At 69.3% G+C, this 15541-nt stretch carries 8 protein-coding genes; 2 read left to right on the top strand and 6 right to left on the bottom strand.

Features of this window, described 5'->3' with window-relative positions; all coding sequences use genetic code 11:
- Positions 1-30: 30 nt before the first annotated feature.
- The 6 genes from sppA to AB0O34_RS03005 form a co-directional block, all read right to left on the bottom strand.
- Positions 31-1722, bottom strand: a complete 1692-nt coding sequence (gene sppA / locus AB0O34_RS03030) for a signal peptide peptidase SppA (RefSeq protein WP_363911964.1) — start codon at positions 1720-1722, stop codon at positions 31-33.
- A gap of 162 nt (positions 1723-1884) precedes the next feature.
- Positions 1885-4161, bottom strand: coding sequence for a 1,4-alpha-glucan branching protein GlgB (gene glgB, locus AB0O34_RS03025; RefSeq protein WP_363912157.1), 2277 nt, complete (start codon positions 4159-4161; stop codon positions 1885-1887).
- A 162-nt stretch (positions 4162-4323) separates the two neighbouring features.
- Positions 4324-4902 carry a hypothetical protein gene (locus AB0O34_RS03020; protein WP_363911962.1) on the bottom strand — a complete coding sequence of 193 codons (579 nt, stop codon included), beginning with the start codon at positions 4900-4902 and terminating at the stop codon, positions 4324-4326.
- A gap of 66 nt (positions 4903-4968) precedes the next feature.
- Positions 4969-6399: an aminoglycoside phosphotransferase gene (locus AB0O34_RS03015; RefSeq protein ID WP_363911960.1), complete on the bottom strand. Its 1431-nt coding sequence runs from the start codon at positions 6397-6399 to the stop codon at positions 4969-4971.
- A complete protein-coding gene (gene treS, locus AB0O34_RS03010; protein WP_363911958.1) occupies positions 6396-8132 on the bottom strand; it encodes a maltose alpha-D-glucosyltransferase in 1737 nt (578 codons plus the stop codon). Before treS ends, AB0O34_RS03015 begins: the two co-directional genes overlap by 4 nt.
- 30 nt (positions 8133-8162) lie before the next feature.
- On the bottom strand, positions 8163-10190 hold the full coding sequence (locus AB0O34_RS03005; RefSeq protein WP_363911956.1) for an alpha-1,4-glucan--maltose-1-phosphate maltosyltransferase: 2028 nt from the start codon (positions 10188-10190) through the stop codon (positions 8163-8165).
- A 434-nt stretch (positions 10191-10624) separates the two neighbouring features.
- Here AB0O34_RS03005 and glgP point away from each other — a divergent pair, with 434 nt between their 5' ends.
- Both glgP and AB0O34_RS02995 read left to right on the top strand, forming a co-directional pair.
- Positions 10625-13228 carry an alpha-glucan family phosphorylase gene (gene glgP / locus AB0O34_RS03000; protein WP_363911954.1) on the top strand — a complete coding sequence of 868 codons (2604 nt, stop codon included), beginning with the start codon at positions 10625-10627 and terminating at the stop codon, positions 13226-13228.
- Positions 13229-13358: 130 nt separating this feature from the next.
- On the top strand, positions 13359-15512 hold the full coding sequence (locus AB0O34_RS02995; protein WP_363911952.1) for a glycogen debranching N-terminal domain-containing protein: 2154 nt from the start codon (positions 13359-13361) through the stop codon (positions 15510-15512).
- Positions 15513-15541 lie beyond the last annotated feature (29 nt).

Below are 15541 nucleotides of genomic sequence, written 5' to 3'. Positions count from 1 at the left end.
GCCTCGTCGGTGCACCGGTTCCCGGGCTGGTCAGCGGATTGTCCACCAGCCGGGGAGCGTGAGGGGGCCTTGGGCCGGGAGGCCCAGGTCGGTGGCCAGGCGGGTCAGGGGGCCCCAGGCTTCCAGGCGAACCTGGCTCAGGGCGGCGGCCTTGTCGTCGCTGGAGTCCGGCGGGCGGAGCCGCTCGAGCGGGTGCATGCGCGGGTACGAGCGCACCGGGGCGTCCTTCGGAAGGTTGACCCTGCTGCGGGCCAGCGCCAGCGCGTCCTCCAGGCCGCCCAGCTCGTCGACCAGGCCGCCGCCGAACGCGTCGGCGCCCGTCCAGACTCGGCCGCGCGCCAGCTCGTGGGCGCGGTCGCGGTCGATGCCACGGCCCTGGGCGACCTTGCCCACGAAGTCGTCGTAGATGCGGTCGAGCCAGGCGTTGACCCGCGCCCACTGGGGCTCGGAGTAGGCGCGGCTCGGGGAGAACATCCCCGAGTTGGCGCCCACGTCGACCGACTCGGAGGTGACGCCGATGCGGCTGAGCAGCTCGCCCACCGCAGGCTTGCCGCCGAACACCCCGATCGAGCCGGTCAGCGTGCCGGGCTGGGCGACGATGACGTCGGCGGCCATGGAGACGAAGTATCCGCCCGACGCCGCGAGGTCGCCCATCGAGATGATCACGGGCTTGCCGGCCTTGCGGGCGAGCACGACCTCGCGCCAGATGGCGTCGGAGGCGACGTACGAACCGCCGGGGCTGTCAACGCGGAACACGATCGCCTTGACGTTGTCGTCGCGGCGGGCGGCACGGAAGGCGGCGCAGATCGTGTCGGACCCCATCGCGCCCCCGCCGCCGAGCGGGCTGCGCCCGCTGCGGCCGAGGCGGATCATGCCGTTGCCGTGGATGAGCGCGATGACCCGCTCGCCCGGATGCGGCAGCTTCCTGGCGAGCGCGCTCTTGGCGTACCGCGAGACGAACAGCAGCACGTCGCTCTCGTCGCGGATCTCGTCGTACACCTCGTCGCGGTAGGCGAGCCGGTCGACCAGCCCCGCCTCAAGCGCCTCGGACCCGATGAACGGCCCCTGGTCGATGAGCTCGCGGACGCGCTCGGGGGCCAGGCCGCGCCCCTCGGAGATGCCTGCCACGATCTGCTCGATGACGGACTCGGCGATGCGGGCGGCCGACTCGCGGTGCGCCTCGGTCATGTGGTCCTGGGTGAACATGTTGGCCGCGGTCTTGTACTCGTGCCGCTGGCCGATCTGGTAGTCGACGCCGATCTTCGCGAGCGCGTTCTTGACGAAACGCTGCTCCATCGAGATGCCGGTGAGCCCGACGTCGCCCGACGGCTGCAGGTAGATCTTCTCGAAGGCGCTGGCCAGGTAGTAGGGCACGGTGCCCGCGCCGAACTCGCCGAACGTCTCGGCGTAGGCGACCGTCAGCTTGCCGGCGGCCCGGAGCTGAACGATGGCGGTGCGCAGCTCCTGCACCATGGCCAGCCCCATGGGCCGTCCGCCGAGCTTGACGACCAGGCCCTTGACCCGGGGATCCTTGCGCGCCCGGCGCAGGCCCTCCAGCACGTCGGCGAGACGGGTCCTGCGCATGGCGAGGAGGGCGCTGAGCGGATCGGAAGGCGGGCCCTCATTGAGCCCTTCGGTCAGATCCAACTCCAGAACCAGCGGGGCGGTGCGCCGCTGCCGGAACCGGTCCACCGTGTCCAAGACCGCCTTTGTCGCGTCCATAGCGACACCCTAGGCGACGTTCCGGCAGAAGAGGCGGCTGCTTCCCCGTCCGGTCACGCCATCTTGCGCCGGCGCCGGTGCACCGAGGTCCCGTAGGAGTCCATCGGTGCACCGGCGTCACGGTGATTCGACGAGGTTCTGGCCGCCAGGTGCTCGCCGGCGTCAGGTCCCCGCCGGCTCCTCGTCCGCCGCGCCGGCGGGAGCCGGGAGCCGGGCCTCGGCGGCGGGCGGCACCGCGGCCGGTGCGGCCTGGCCCTCTGCCTCTTCCGCGGCGACCTCCACCAGGGGCGGGCCGGCGTAGCGGAACCAGAGGGCGCCGAGGGGCGGTACCCGGAGGCCGGCGGAGTACGGCAGGCCGTGCCAGGGCTCCTCGACGGCCTCGACGGAGCCGAGGTTGCCCACCCCGCTGCCGTAGTAGTTGTAGGCGTCGGTGTTGATCACCTCGTCCCAGCGGCCCCCGGCGGGCAGGCCGATCCGGTAGTCCTCATGCGTCTGCCCCGAGAAGTTGGCCACGCAGGCCACCATCGAGCCGTCGTCGCCGTGGCGCAGGAAGGAGAAGACGTTCCCCGAGGCGTCGTCGGCGTCGATCCACTGGAAGCCCCTCGGCGAGTGGTCCTGCGAGTGCAGCGCGGGCGTCTCGGCGTACACGCGGTTGAGGTCGCGGACCAGCTGCTGCATGCCCTGGTGGGGCTCGAAGTCGAGCAGCCACCAGTCGAGGCCGCGCTCCTCGGACCACTCGGACCCCTGGGCGAACTCGCCGCCCATGAACATCAGCTTCTTACCGGGATGCGCCCACATGAACGCGAACAGGGCCCGCAGGTTGGCGAAGCGCTGCCACTCGTCGCCGGGCATCTTGCCGAGCAGGGAGCCCTTGCCGTGCACCACCTCGTCGTGCGAGAGGGGCAGCACGAAGTTCTCCGAGTACGCGTACATCAGCGAGAACGTCATCTGGTGGTGGTGGTACTGCCGGAACACCGGCTCGTGGTGGAGGTAGGCCAGGGTGTCGTGCATCCAGCCCATGTTCCACTTGAAGCCGAACCCGAGCCCGCCCAGGTGCACGGGCCGGGTGACGCCGGGCCACGCGGTCGACTCCTCGGCGATCGTGACGATGCCGGGCGCCTCGCGGTAGGCGACGGAGTTCATCTCCTTGAGGAACTCCACGGCGTCGAGGTTCTCGCGCCCGCCGTAGATGTTGGGCGTCCACTCGCCCTGGCGCCGGGAGTAGTCGAGGTACAGCATCGAGGCGACCGCGTCCACGCGCAGGCCGTCGATGTGGAACTCCTTGAGCCAGTAGACCGCGTTCGCCACCAGGAAGTTGCGTACCTCCCGGCGGCCGAAGTCGAAGATGTAGGTGCCCCATTCGGGGTGCTCGCCCCGCTTAGGGTCGGCGTGCTCGTACAGCGGCGTGCCGTCGAACCGGGCCAGCGCCCACGCGTCCATGGGGAAGTGGGCGGGCACCCAGTCGAGGAGCACGCCGATGCCGGCCTCGTGCAGCTTGTCGACCAGGTGGCGGAACTCGTCGGGGCTGCCGAAACGCGAGGTCGGCGCGTAGTACGAGGTGACCTGGTAACCCCAGGAGCCGCCGAACGGATGCTCGGCCACCGGCAGGAGCTCCACGTGGGTGAAGCCCATGTCCTTGACGTAGTCGACGAGCTGGGTCGCCAGCTCCTTGTAGGTCAGGCCGGGACGCCACGAGCCGAGGTGCACCTCGTAGGCGCTCATCGGCGCCTCCATCGCGTTCCGCTCGGCGCGCTGCCGCATCCACTCGTCGTCCTGCCACGAGTACGCCGACCCGTCGACGATCGACGCGGTGGCGGGCGGGCGCTCGGTGCGGCGGGCCATCGGATCGGCCTTGGACCGCCAGACGGCGTCGGCGCCCAGGATCGAGAACTTGTAGTGCTCGCCCACCCCGACCCCCGGGATGAACAGCTCCCACACCCCGGACCGCCCGAGGGACCGCATCGGATGGCCCGAGCCGTTCCAGTGGTTGAAGCCGCCCTCCACGCGGACCCCGAGCGCGTTCGGCGCCCAGACGGCGAAGGCGGTGCCCTCCTCGTCGTCGTGCCGCATCACATGGGCCCCGAGCACCTCCCACAGGCGCTCGTGGCGGCCCTCGCCGATCAGGTGCAGGTCGACCTCGCCCAGAGTGGGCCAGTGGCGGTACGGATCACCGGTCTCGTACGGCTCGGCGGCGGGGTAGGTCACCCGCAGCCGGTAGGCGGGGACCTTGTCCACGCCGGGCAGCGTCAGGCTGAAGACTCCGTAGGCCTCGTGGGGCATTTCGTGGGTGCCGTCGTCCAGCACCAGCTCGACCTTCTCGGCAAGTGGCTTGAGCGCCCGGACGGTCAGACCGTCGGGGGAAAGGTGCGCGCCCAGGATCGAGTGTGGATCGTGGTGCGCGCCGCCGGCCAGCCGGTTCAGGTCCAGGTCCGCGTTCATCAGATCGCTCACCGCTCCTCGGCACCGTGATTGCTTTTATGAGCTAACCCTGCCCCACATCGGCGTGCCAACCCATGTTGTCGCCTGGATCACACCATGGGGACGGCAAACGTGCGCTCCCGGGGTCACGGTGAGCTGCGTCCGGCCACGTCAGGCGGCGTATCACCACTTCAGCACGCGGATGCTGCCTGTGGGCATGTCGATGATGATCCGGCCGATGTCGAGCTGCCGGCCGCCGGGGTACCAGACGAAGAGCTGGAGGCACCGGCGGGTCTCGCAGCCGTGCCGCCTGAAGACCAGGGAGTGCACGCGCAGGTCGGCGGCCGATGCCAGCGGCCTGCCCGCCGCCCTGGCGTACCCGTCGCGCACAGTGGGGCCCAGCGCGGGATCGGCGAGCAGCATCTCGGTGGCACGCTCTTGCTCCGGCCTTGAGGGGGCGGGTCTCATGACGGCATCGGCTTGACCGCCGGGCGTGGGGGAGGCGCTCGCGGGCGGCAGGCCCTGGAGCTCGTCCGCGCGTCGCCGGGCACGGGTCTCGTCCCTGCGCCGGGTGCCGGGCTCATCCTGGTACCCGGGCTCATCCTGGTACCCGGGGTCGTCGCGGTACCCGGCGCCGGCGTGGTGCCCGGGGGGCTCGTGCCGCCCTGGCCAGACCAGCGCCACCGTCATGCCCGCGCCGATCACCACGGCCAGGGTGGCGCCCGCCGCCGAGAGCATGATCGCAAGCCGCCCCCGATCCATCGACCCACCGCCTTCACGCTCGGTCCGCGCTCGGCTACGGATCGTATCGAGAAAGGGGTGTTGTCGTCACCGTACGGCGTGGGTGAAGGCCGCGAGCGGGATGGGAAGCCAGGCGGGGCGGTTGCGGGACTCGTAGACCACCTCGTAAGCGGCCTTGCTCAGCTCCAGCGCGCGCAGCAGCACGGCGTCGTCGCCGCGGATCCGGCCGCCGCCCGCCGAGTACCCCGCGATGAAGGCCGCGCGGTTGCGTTCGGACCATTCGGCGGCCCGCAGCTCCAGGTCATCGGCGTCCGGATGGTCGGACAGCAGGTGGCGGGCCGCGTAGTCGAACGACCTGAGCATGCCCGCGACGTCCCTGACCGGGGAGTCCAGGGCCCGGCGGTCGCTGAGCGGCTGGCCCGGCTCGCCCTCGAAGTCCAGGACCACCCACTCGCTGGGGGTGCGCATGACCTGGCCCAGGTGGTAGTCGCCGTGGACCCGCTGGACCATGATGGGCCGGGCGATGTCGGCCAGCAGGTCGAACGCCTCGTGGGCGATCGCCGCGTGGCCGACGAGCTCCGGCACCTCGTCGATGGCGGCTTCGAGGCGGCGCCTGAACCCCTCGGCCATCCGCTTGACCTCGGGGGCCTCCACCACGCTCGTGGGGAAGGCCGCGGCGAGCTCCTTGTGCAGGTGGGCGGTGGCCATGCCGAGGCGGTGCGACTCGGCGGCGAAGTCCCCTCCGGCGTCGCCCGCCGCCGTGCCGGGCAGCGAGCCGTACAGGTCGCGCACGCTGGTGAGCGCGAGGGCCCAGCCGTCGCTGGCGGTGGGCAGGAACTCCTGGGTGAAGGCGAGCGTGGTGTTCTCGCCGGCGACGTCGGCCTCGATCCAGCCGTACGGCTTGGCGATGTTGGGGGAGCCCCGCTCCGCGAGCGCGGACACCACTTCCAGCTCCGGGTTCACGCCGGGGATCAGCTTGCGGAACAGCTTGCAGATGTAGGCGTCACCGAAGACCAGCGAGGTGTTGGACTGCTCGCCGCCGAGCACGAGACTCCGGGGCGAGGTGTTGATCTCGGCGCCCGGCATGTGGCGGAAGCGCAGCGCGCCGAGGTCGGCGTCCGAGGCGATGGACGCGAGCAGCACGCCGGTGACCTCGGCGTCGTGGACGGCGTCGTAGGCGAAGCCGTCCGGGGTCTCGCCGATCGCGACGTGCTTCAGCCGCTGGGGCAGCTCGGGGCGGAAGCCCAGGAGCAGCTGGTAACGGTCGGTGTGCGTGTCCTGCCTCACGGTGATGACCAGATGGCGCAGGCAGACTCGATCCTCGGCCGATGGCCTCGCCGAGTCGTCCGTGGTCCTGGAGGAACCCGCCACATCGCTGTGGAAGGATTCTGCAGGACCACGAAGGGGTAGCGGGGTGGTGGCCTCCACGGCCAGCTCGGTGATCGCGCGGCCCTTGCCGGCGAACCACCGCTGATGGGTGATCCAGCCGGCAAGTAGCTCTTCGAGAGTATGTGTCACGTCTCCTCGGCTGCGGCGCTCGTGGGCGGAAGGGTGAACCAATAGAACCCATGCCCAGGAAGCGTCAAAAGATACGGAAGTTCGCCAATCGGTGGAAATGGAACTCCACCTGTGCACTCCACGGGCGTGACGTCCTCGAACCTGCGCAGGTCCAGCTCCACCGGCTGGGGGAAGCGGGACAGGTTGTTGACGCACAGCACACGGTCGTCGCCGAGCTCGCGGACGAACGCGAGGACGCTCGGGTTGGAGGAGTTGAGCTCGGTGAACTCGCCCAGCCCGAAGACCGGGTGCCGCTTCCGAATCTCGATCATCTTCTTGGTGAAGTGAAGGAGTGACCCCGGATTCTTCTGCTGCGCCTCCACGTTGAGCGCCTGGTACCCGTAGATCGGGTCCATGATCGTCGGCAGGTAGAGGCGGCCGGGGTCGCAGTCGGAGAACCCCGCGTTGCGGTCGGGGGTCCACTGCATCGGCGTGCGGACGCCGTCGCGGTCGCCCAGCCAGATGTTGTCGCCCATGCCGATCTCGTCGCCGTAGTAGATGACGGGGCTTCCCGGCAGGCTCATGAGAAGGGCGGTGAACAGCTCGATCTGGTTGCGGTCGTTCTCCAGCAGCGGGGCCAGGCGGCGGCGGATGCCGACGTTGGCCCGCATGCGCGGGTCCTTGGCGTACTCGGTGTACATGTAGTCGCGCTCTTCGTCGGTCACCATCTCGAGCGTGAGCTCGTCGTGGTTGCGCAGGAAGATGCCCCACTGGCAGTTCTCGGGGATCTTCGGCGTCTGGGCCATGATCTCCGAGATGGGGTAGCGGGTCTCGCGGCGCACGGCCATGAAGATGCGCGGCATCAGCGGGAAGTGGAACGCCATGTGGCACTCGTCGCCGCCGGTGACCGCGTCACCGAAGTACTCGACGACGTCGGACGGCCACTGGTTGGCCTCGGCGAGCAGCACGCGGTCGGGGTAGAGGCGGTCGACCTCGCTCCTGACCCGCTTGAGGTACTCGTGGGTCTGCGGGAGGTTCTCGCAGTTGGTCCCCTCCTGCTCGAACAGGTAAGGGATGGCGTCCATCCGGAACCCGTCGATGCCGAGGTCCAGCCAGAAGCGCAGGACCTCCAGCATGGCCTCCTGGACGTCCGGGTTCTCGTAGTTGAGGTCCGGCTGGTGGTGGAAGAACCGGTGCCAGTAGTACTGCCCGCGGACCGGGTCGTACGTCCAGTTGGACGTCTCGGTGTCGATGAAGATGATCCGCGCGTCGTTGTACTGCTCGCCGTCGTCGGACCAGACGTAGAAGTCCCCGAACGGCCCGGTGGGGTCGTGCCGGGAGGCCTGGAACCACGGATGCTGGTCGCTTGTGTGGTTCATGACCAGGTCCGCGATAACCCGCATACCGCGTTTGTGTGCTTCGTCGACGAGCTTGACGAAGTCCCCGAGATCCCCGAAATCCGGGAGAATCTTCATAAAGTCGGAAATGTCGTATCCGCCGTCTTTGAGCGGGGACTCGTAAAGCGGCAGGAGCCACAGACAGTCGACGCCGAGCCACTGGAGATAATCCAGTTTGTTGATGAGACCGCGGATATCCCCGGTTCCGTCCCCGTTTGAATCTGCGAATCCTCGGATGAGGACTTCGTAGAAAACGGCGCGTTTGTACCAGTAAGGATCGCACGGCTTTTCGTGTGTGAAGGTGTTCGGGACGGGCTGAGGCGTCAAGCTCACCTGTGGACTCCCCGCTGTGCTCATGCTCGCTTTTCCGCCGTTGTCGCCATGCGCCTACGCCTGGCTGGTCGGCGTCGCTCGCAGTGTGAGGACGTGTGCTGGATTGATGTGCGGATCGAGGCGCACGTAGTTGGCCTGCCGCCAGTGGAACGACTCGCCCGAGAGCTCATCGTCCACGACGAATTCGGCGCCCCAATCGAGGCCGAGGCCGGGCATGTCCAGCCTGACCGTCGCCTCGTGCGTGTTGTGTGGGTCGAGATTGACGACGACCAGAACGACATCGCCTAGGCCGTGCCGTCGTGTGGACGGGTCGTAGGCGCCGGGCAGCCGCTTTGAGAAGCAGATCATGTCCGGGTGGTCGACGCTGTGGAAACGTAGGTTACGCAGTTCCTGGACCGCGGGGTGTGCTCTTCTGAACAAATTAAGCTGGGTGATGAAGGGCGCCAGGCTCCGGCCCTCGCGTTCCGCGGTGGCCCAGTCGCGAGGTCTGAGCTCGAACTTCTCGCTGTTGAGATATTCCTCGCTGCCCGGTCGTATCGGGGCGTTCTCGGCGAGCTCGTAGCCCGCGTAGACCCCCCAGGAAGGTGACGCCAACGCGGCCAGGACCGCCCGGATCTTGAACGCCGGCATGCCGCCGTTCTGCAGGTACTCGTGAAGGATGTCCGGAGTGTTGACGAAAAAGTTGGGTCGCAAGTAGTACGAGGTCTCGTGCGAGAGCTCGGTCAGGTAACTTTCGACGTCGGCCTTGGAATTCTTCCAGGTGAAATACGTGTACGACTGGTCGAAACCCACCTTGGCCAGGCCGCGCAGCATCGGGGGACGCGTGAACGCCTCCGACAGGAACAGCACGTCAGGATCGGTGGAGTGGATGTCCGCCAGCAGCTTCTCCCAGAACCCCACGGGCTTGGTGTGCGGGTTGTCCACCCGGAAGATGCGGACGCCGTGGTCCATCCAGTGGCGGACCACCCGCCGGACCTCGGTGTAGATGCCCTTCGGGTCCTTGTCGAAGTTCAGGGGGTAGATGTCCTGATACTTCTTCGGCGGGTTCTCGGCGTACGCGATGGTGCCGTCGGCCCTGATCGTGAACCATTCGGGGTGCTCCTTTACCCAAGGATGGTCAGGGGAGCACTGCAGGGCCAGGTCGAGCGCGATCTCCAGGCCGAGCTCGCGAGCCCGCCGCACGAAGGCGTCGAAGTCCTCGAAGGTGCCCAGATCAGGATGGATCGCGTCGTGCCCGCCGTCCTCGGAGCCGATCGCCCAGGGGGAGCCGACGTCGTACGGCTCGGGGTGCAGGGTGTTGTTGCGCCCCTTGCGGAAGGTCTCGCCGATGGGATGGATCGGCGGCAGGTAGACGACGTCGAAGCCCATGCCGGCCACGCCGGGCAGCCGCTCCGCCGCAGTCCGGAAATTTCCGGACTTGGGGATGGCGCCCTCTTCGAGCACCGCCCCCTCGGACCTGGGGAAGAACTCATACCAGGAGCCGAAGAGCGCCCGCCTGCGGTCGACCCGGATGCGGTATCTCGGCGCCCTGGTCACCAGGTCGCGCAGCGGGTGCGAGGCGAGCGCGCTCGCCGTCTCAGGGAGCTGCGCCAGCGCCAGCCTCGCCCGGGGATCGAGCTCGTCGTCCCGCAGCCGATCGGCCACGGTCTGGAGAGCCGCCCGGTGCGTGCAGTTGTCGCAGCCCGCCGGGCGGATGGCCTTCGCGGCGCGCGCGAACACGCGGGCGCCCTCCTCGCACATGAGGTCCGTGTCGATGCCACGGGGGATCTTGATCCCGGCGTCGTGGAGCCAGGTGGCGATCGGGTCGCCCCAGGCCTCGACGCGGAAGTGCCAGTTACCCTCCGTAGGCAGCGTGACCTCGACCGCCCACCGGTCGGTGCCGGGCTCGACCTCGCGCATGGGCAGGAGCCGCTGGCGCCTGCCGTCGGGGTCGACCAGCACGACCCCGGCCGCCACCGCGTCGTGTCCCTCGCGGAACACGGTGGCGCTGATCTCGAAGGTCTCGCCCGCCGCTGCCTTCGCGGGCCACCGCCCGCACTCGACAACAGGGTAAATTTCCTGTATTGGGATTCGTCCGATCATCGTGTCTCAAGGTAGCGGCGACGCACCGGGCGCCGCCGGGAATTGTGAGGGCAAGGAGTGATCTTTGCTTTCAAGTAGGTCCCGGCTTGATGCCGGTGTATGGGCAGGCGCGGTCGTATCCACCCCCGGAGTGACGGATGTCATCTCGGGGGATCGGAGGTGTGATGCTGAGGCTCTTACATGGGACTGCCCCCATAGTCCCTCTTCAAGCCTGCCTAAGGGAAGTTAGGGGTGCCCCGGTCGGCTTTTGTCCCTGAGAGTTGCCGGGTGAGGGGGGAGCCGTACATGATCAAGTTGAGATCACATCGCCAGGTCCGCTTTAGTGATGTTTGAGCATGTATGGGAGTGGTGAGAGCGAAACGCATGAGATCTGGTAGGCGCACAAGAGTGTTTCGGTCGCGCGTCGTGGCGCTGAGTAACTAGGGTCTGGCCCCGTGAGAGCAATACGCAGGTTCACCGTCCGTACCGTCCTTCCCGTGGAGCTGGCCGCCCTCGGCGAGCTCGTACAAAATCTGCGCTGGTCATGGCACCCGGAGACCATGGACCTGTTCGCCGAGGTGGATCCCGACACCTGGGAACGGGTCGGGCACGACCCGGTCGCGTTGCTCGGAGCGGTGGAGGCCGGCAGGCTGGCCGAGCTGGCTCGTGATCGCAGGTTCCTCCGCAGGCTCGCGGACGCCGCGGACGACCTGCGGGAGTACATGACCGCGCCCCGCTGGTACCAGACTTTGCCCGACGCCCCCGCCGCCATCGGCTACTTCTCGCCCGAGTACGGCATCGCCGCCGCGCTCCCGCAGTACTCCGGAGGCCTCGGCATCCTCGCCGGCGACCACCTGAAGGCCGCCAGCGACCTCGGCGTGCCGATCCTCGGTGTGGGCCTGCTCTACCGGCACGGCTACTTCAGCCAGTCCCTGTCGGCCGAGGGCTGGCAGCAGGAGCACTACCCGAGCCTCGACCCCGGCGGCCTGCCCCTGAGCCTGCTGAAGGAGGAGGACGGCGCCCCCGCCCGCGTCGCGATCCCCCTGCCCGGCGGGCGAACGCTGCACGCGCAGATCTGGGTGGCCCAGGCGGGCCGGGTCCCGCTGCTGCTGCTCGACTCCGACGTGGCCGAGAACGACAACGCCGCCCGCGACGTCACCGACCGGCTGTACGGCGGCGGCACCGACCACCGGCTCATGCAGGAGCTGCTGCTCGGCATCGGCGGGGTGCGCGCGCTCCGCGCCTACTGCCGCATCACGGGGCACCCCGAGCCCGAGGTCTTCCACACCAACGAGGGTCACGCGGGCTTCCTCGGCCTCGAACGCATCCGCGAGCTGACCGAGCACCGGCTGTCCTTCGACGAGGCCCTGGAGGCCGTCCGCGCGGGCACGGTGTTCACCACGCACACGCCCGTCCCCGCCGGCATCGACCGGTTCCCCGCCGAGATGATCGAGAAGCAGTTCGGCGGCGACAACGCCTGGCCCACCGTCCCGGTGGAACGCATCCTCGCGCTCGGGGCCGAGCCCGACTCGCCCGAGGCCCCGGCGGAGGCGGCGGTCTTCAACATGGCCGTCATGGGCATGCGGCTGGCCCAGCGGGTCAACGGCGTATCCGAGCTGCACGGCGAGGTCAGCCGCGGGATGTTCCAGGGGCTCTGGCCGGGGTTCGACCTCGACGAGATCCCGATCGGGTCGATCACCAACGGCGTGCACGCCCCGACCTGGGTCGCGCGCGAGGTGATGGAGCTCGCGGGCAAGGAGCTTCCCTCGCTGATCGAGAAGGCCCAGGGCTGGGAAGGGGTGCAGAAGCTCACCGACGAGGACATCTGGGGCATCCGTGGCAGGCTGCGGCGCCAGCTCGTCGACGCGGCCCGCGACCGGCTGCGGGCCTCCTGGCGCGCCCGGGGCGCCTCCACGGCCGAGCTCGGCTGGATCGACGAGGCGCTCGACCCCGACGTGCTGACGATCGGCTTCGCGCGGCGCGTGCCCTCCTACAAACGGCTCACGCTCATGCTCAAGGATCCCGACCGGCTCAGGGAGCTGCTCCTCGACCCCGAGAAGCCCGTCCAGATCGTGATCGCGGGCAAGGCGCACCCTGCCGACGAGGGCGGCAAGAAGCTGATCCAGCAGATCGTGAAGTTCGCCGACAGCGAGGACGTGCGCCACCGCATCGTCTTCCTGCCCGACTACGACATGAACCTCGGGCAGCTCATGGTCCAGGGCTGCGACGTGTGGATGAACAACCCGCTGCGCCCGCTGGAGGCGTGCGGCACCTCCGGCATGAAGGCCGCTCTCAACGGCGGGCTCAACCTCTCCATCAGGGACGGCTGGTGGGACGAGTGGTACGACGGCAACAACGGCTGGGCCGTCCCGACCGCCGACGGCGTGGAGGACCCCGACCGCCGTGACGATCTGGAGGCGGGCGCGCTGTACGACCTGATCGAGCGCGAGGTCGCCGACCGGTTCTACGACCGCCCGGGCGACGCCCATCCCCGGCGCTGGCTCGACATGGTCAAGCACACGCTCAGCTCGCTCGGCCCGAAGGTCCTCGCAGGGCGCATGCTCCGCGACTACGTCGTCGACCTGTACACGCCGGCCGCGGAGTCGGCGCGCGACCTGTCCAAGGGCGACCACAGCAAGGCGCGCGAGTTCGCGGCGTGGAAGCTGCGGGTCACCCGCGCCTGGCCCGGCGTCCGGGTGGAGCACATCGAGGCGTCGGGCATCGGGGACACCCCCGAGCTCGGGGCGGCGATGGAGGTGCGCGCGACGATCGCGCTCGGCGAGCTGTCCCCGGACGACGTGAGCGTCCAGGCCGCGTACGGCAAGGTGGGGGTGCACGACGAGCTGATCGGGCCGTCGTACGTCACGCTCCAGCCCGACGCGGTGGGCGACGACGGCAAGGCGACCTACACCGGGGCCGTGCCGCTCGACCGCACGGGCGCGTTCGGATACACCGTCCGGGTGGTCCCCGCGCACCCGCTGATGTCGTCTCCGGCCGAGCTGGGTCTCATCTCCGTTCCCGAGGAGCCCGTGGGGATGACCAACGGCACGCTCCGCTAGGACTCACCCGACGATCTTTCGGAGGACATACCGCGACAAATCGGGCAAGCATTCTCGAATGCGCCAGCCGCCGACTGGGCAGGGCTGACGGAGGCAACGCGATTTCACTCGTGAAGGAGCGTGATCCGCCGTGGAAGGCTGGACGTTCGAGGGACAGCCGGGAGCCCTGGGGGACACCACGACCACGCTGGTCGAGGGGGGATCGTTCTGCGTATGCGAGCAGAACGGTGACATCCTGCCGGGCGGGGCCCAAGGCGTGTACTACGCCGACACCCGCCTGGTGTCCCGGTGGGAGCTGCGCGTCGACGACGCGCCCCTCGAGAGCCTGAAGGTGGTGCCCGGGGAGCCGTACCACGCGGCCTTCCTCGGGCGGACCCCGCCGCGCCCAGGGCGGGCCGACAGCACGATGCTGGTGATCAGGGATCGCTACGTCGGCGGCGGCCTCCGCGAGGACGTCACGATGCGCAACCTCGCCGACGAGGCCGCGGGCTGCTTCGTCACCCTGGTGGTCGCCTCCGACGTCGCCGACCTGTTCGAGGTCAAGGCGCACCGCATCCAGTGGGTGACCGACGTCGAGACCATCGTGGACAGCACCGGGCTGAAGATCGTCTCGGCGAGCCGGTCCCGGGGGGCGAGGGTGATCGCGGAGTCGGAGGAAGCGGAGTTCAACGCGATACCGGGCCTGCTGACCTTCAAGACGGTCGTGCCCGCGCGCAGCGAGTGGCGGCTCACCTTGCAGGTGAACCCGATCCTCGACGGTGAGGAGGCGCCCGCCTGGTTCTCCGCGCGCCACCCGGTCGAGCGCGCCGAGCCGGCCATGCGCCTGGCCCAATGGGTGCGCAGCAGCCCGACCATCAGCACCACGAACGTCGCCCTGGCCCAGGCGCTCCGCAGGTCGAGGACGGACCTCGGCAGCCTGCGGCTGTTCCAGAAGAACCACCCCGACGAGCTTCCCTCGATCGCGGCCGGCGCGCCCTGGTTCATGACCCTCTTCGGCAGGGACTCCCTGCTGACGTCGTGGATGGCGCTACCGCTCGACCAGACCCTGGCCCTCGGCACGCTCAGCCGTCTCGCCGAGCTGCAGGGCACCAAGGTCAACCTGCTCACCGAGGAGGAGCCCGGCAAGATCCTCCACGAGCTCCGGTACGGCGTGGAGCCCGGGGCGCCCGCCTCCACCGGCGGCCAGCCGTACTACGGGTCGGTCGACTCCACCCCGCTGTTCGTCATGCTCCTCGGCGAACTGCGCCGCTGGGGCCTGCACGGGGACGAGGTACGCCGGCTCCTCCCGCACGCCGACGCCGCGCTGGGCTGGATCGAGAACTACGGCCAGTGCGAGGGGTTCCTGTGGTACCGGCGCAAGACCGATCGCGGCCTGGTCAACCAGGGGTGGAAGGACTCGTTCGACGGCGTCAACTACGCCGACGGCAGCCTCGCCCATGCCCCCATCGCGCTGGCGGAGGCGCAGGGCTACGTCTACGCGGCCTACATCGCGCGCGCCAACCTCGCCCACGAGGATGGGGACACCGAGACCGAGCGGCGCTGCGAGAAGCAGGCGGCGATCCTGCGGGAGGCGTTCAACGAGCGCTTCTGGATCCCGGAGCGGGGTTACTACGCGATGGGACTCGACGGGGACGGGCGCCTGATCGACTCCCTCGCCTCCAACATGGGCCACTGCCTGTGGACGGGGATCGTGGACGAGGACAAGGCGCCGTCCGTGGCCGAGCACCTGATATCGGCGGAGATGTTCAGCGGGTACGGCGTGCGGACCCTGGCGACCAGCATGGGCGCCTACAACCCGATGAGCTACCACAACGGGTCGGTCTGGCCGCACGACAACGCGATCATCGTGGCCGGGCTGATGCGCTACGGCTTCGTCGAGGCGGCCCAGCGCATCGCCGAGGGGCTGCTGGAGGCGGCGCACGAGTGCGCCGGCCGGCTCCCGGAGCTGTTCTGCGGGTTCGAGCGGGAGGAGTTCCCGACGCCCATCCCGTACCCGACGTCGTGCGCGCCCCAGGCGTGGGCCGCGGCCTCGCCCATCCACCTCGTCAGGTCGCTGCTGCGGTTCGACCCGTGGGTGCCGTACGGGAAGGTGTGGATCGCCCCGGCGCTGCCGAAGGGGTTCGGCCTGCTCCAGGTGTCGAACCTGCCGCTCGGCGAGGCCAGGCTCGTGGTGAAGGTGCAGGAAGGCGATGACTCCGCCACCGTTCGCGGACTCCCGGAAGGAGTCCGGCTGATCAACGAACCTCGTCCGCCGACGGCGATCTCGGTGCCTGACAGCGGCTGATTTCGAGGGGGCGGGGAAGGGTATTGAGG

This window comes from Sphaerisporangium sp. NPDC088356, assembly GCF_040685555.1.
Taxonomy (GTDB): Bacteria; Actinomycetota; Actinomycetes; order Streptosporangiales; family Streptosporangiaceae; genus Sphaerisporangium.
The sequence above is the reverse complement of the archived record's forward strand: the minus strand, read 5'-3'. Positions and strand labels throughout refer to the sequence as shown.

Bases quoted from the DNA above. Each gene is read 5' to 3' on its own strand.
- AB0O34_RS03005 (WP_363911956.1), bottom strand. From the start codon at position 10,190: ATGATCGGACGAATCCCAATACAGGAAATTTACCCTGTTGTCGAGTGC.
- glgB (WP_363912157.1), bottom strand. From the start codon at position 4,161: ATGAACGCGGACCTGGACCTGAACCGGCTGGCCGGCGGCGCGCACCAC.
- sppA (WP_363911964.1), bottom strand. From the start codon at position 1,722: ATGGACGCGACAAAGGCGGTCTTGGACACGGTGGACCGGTTCCGGCAG.
- treS (WP_363911958.1), bottom strand. From the start codon at position 8,132: ATGAGCACAGCGGGGAGTCCACAGGTGAGCTTGACGCCTCAGCCCGTC.
- AB0O34_RS03020 (WP_363911962.1), bottom strand. From the start codon at position 4,902: ATGGATCGGGGGCGGCTTGCGATCATGCTCTCGGCGGCGGGCGCCACC.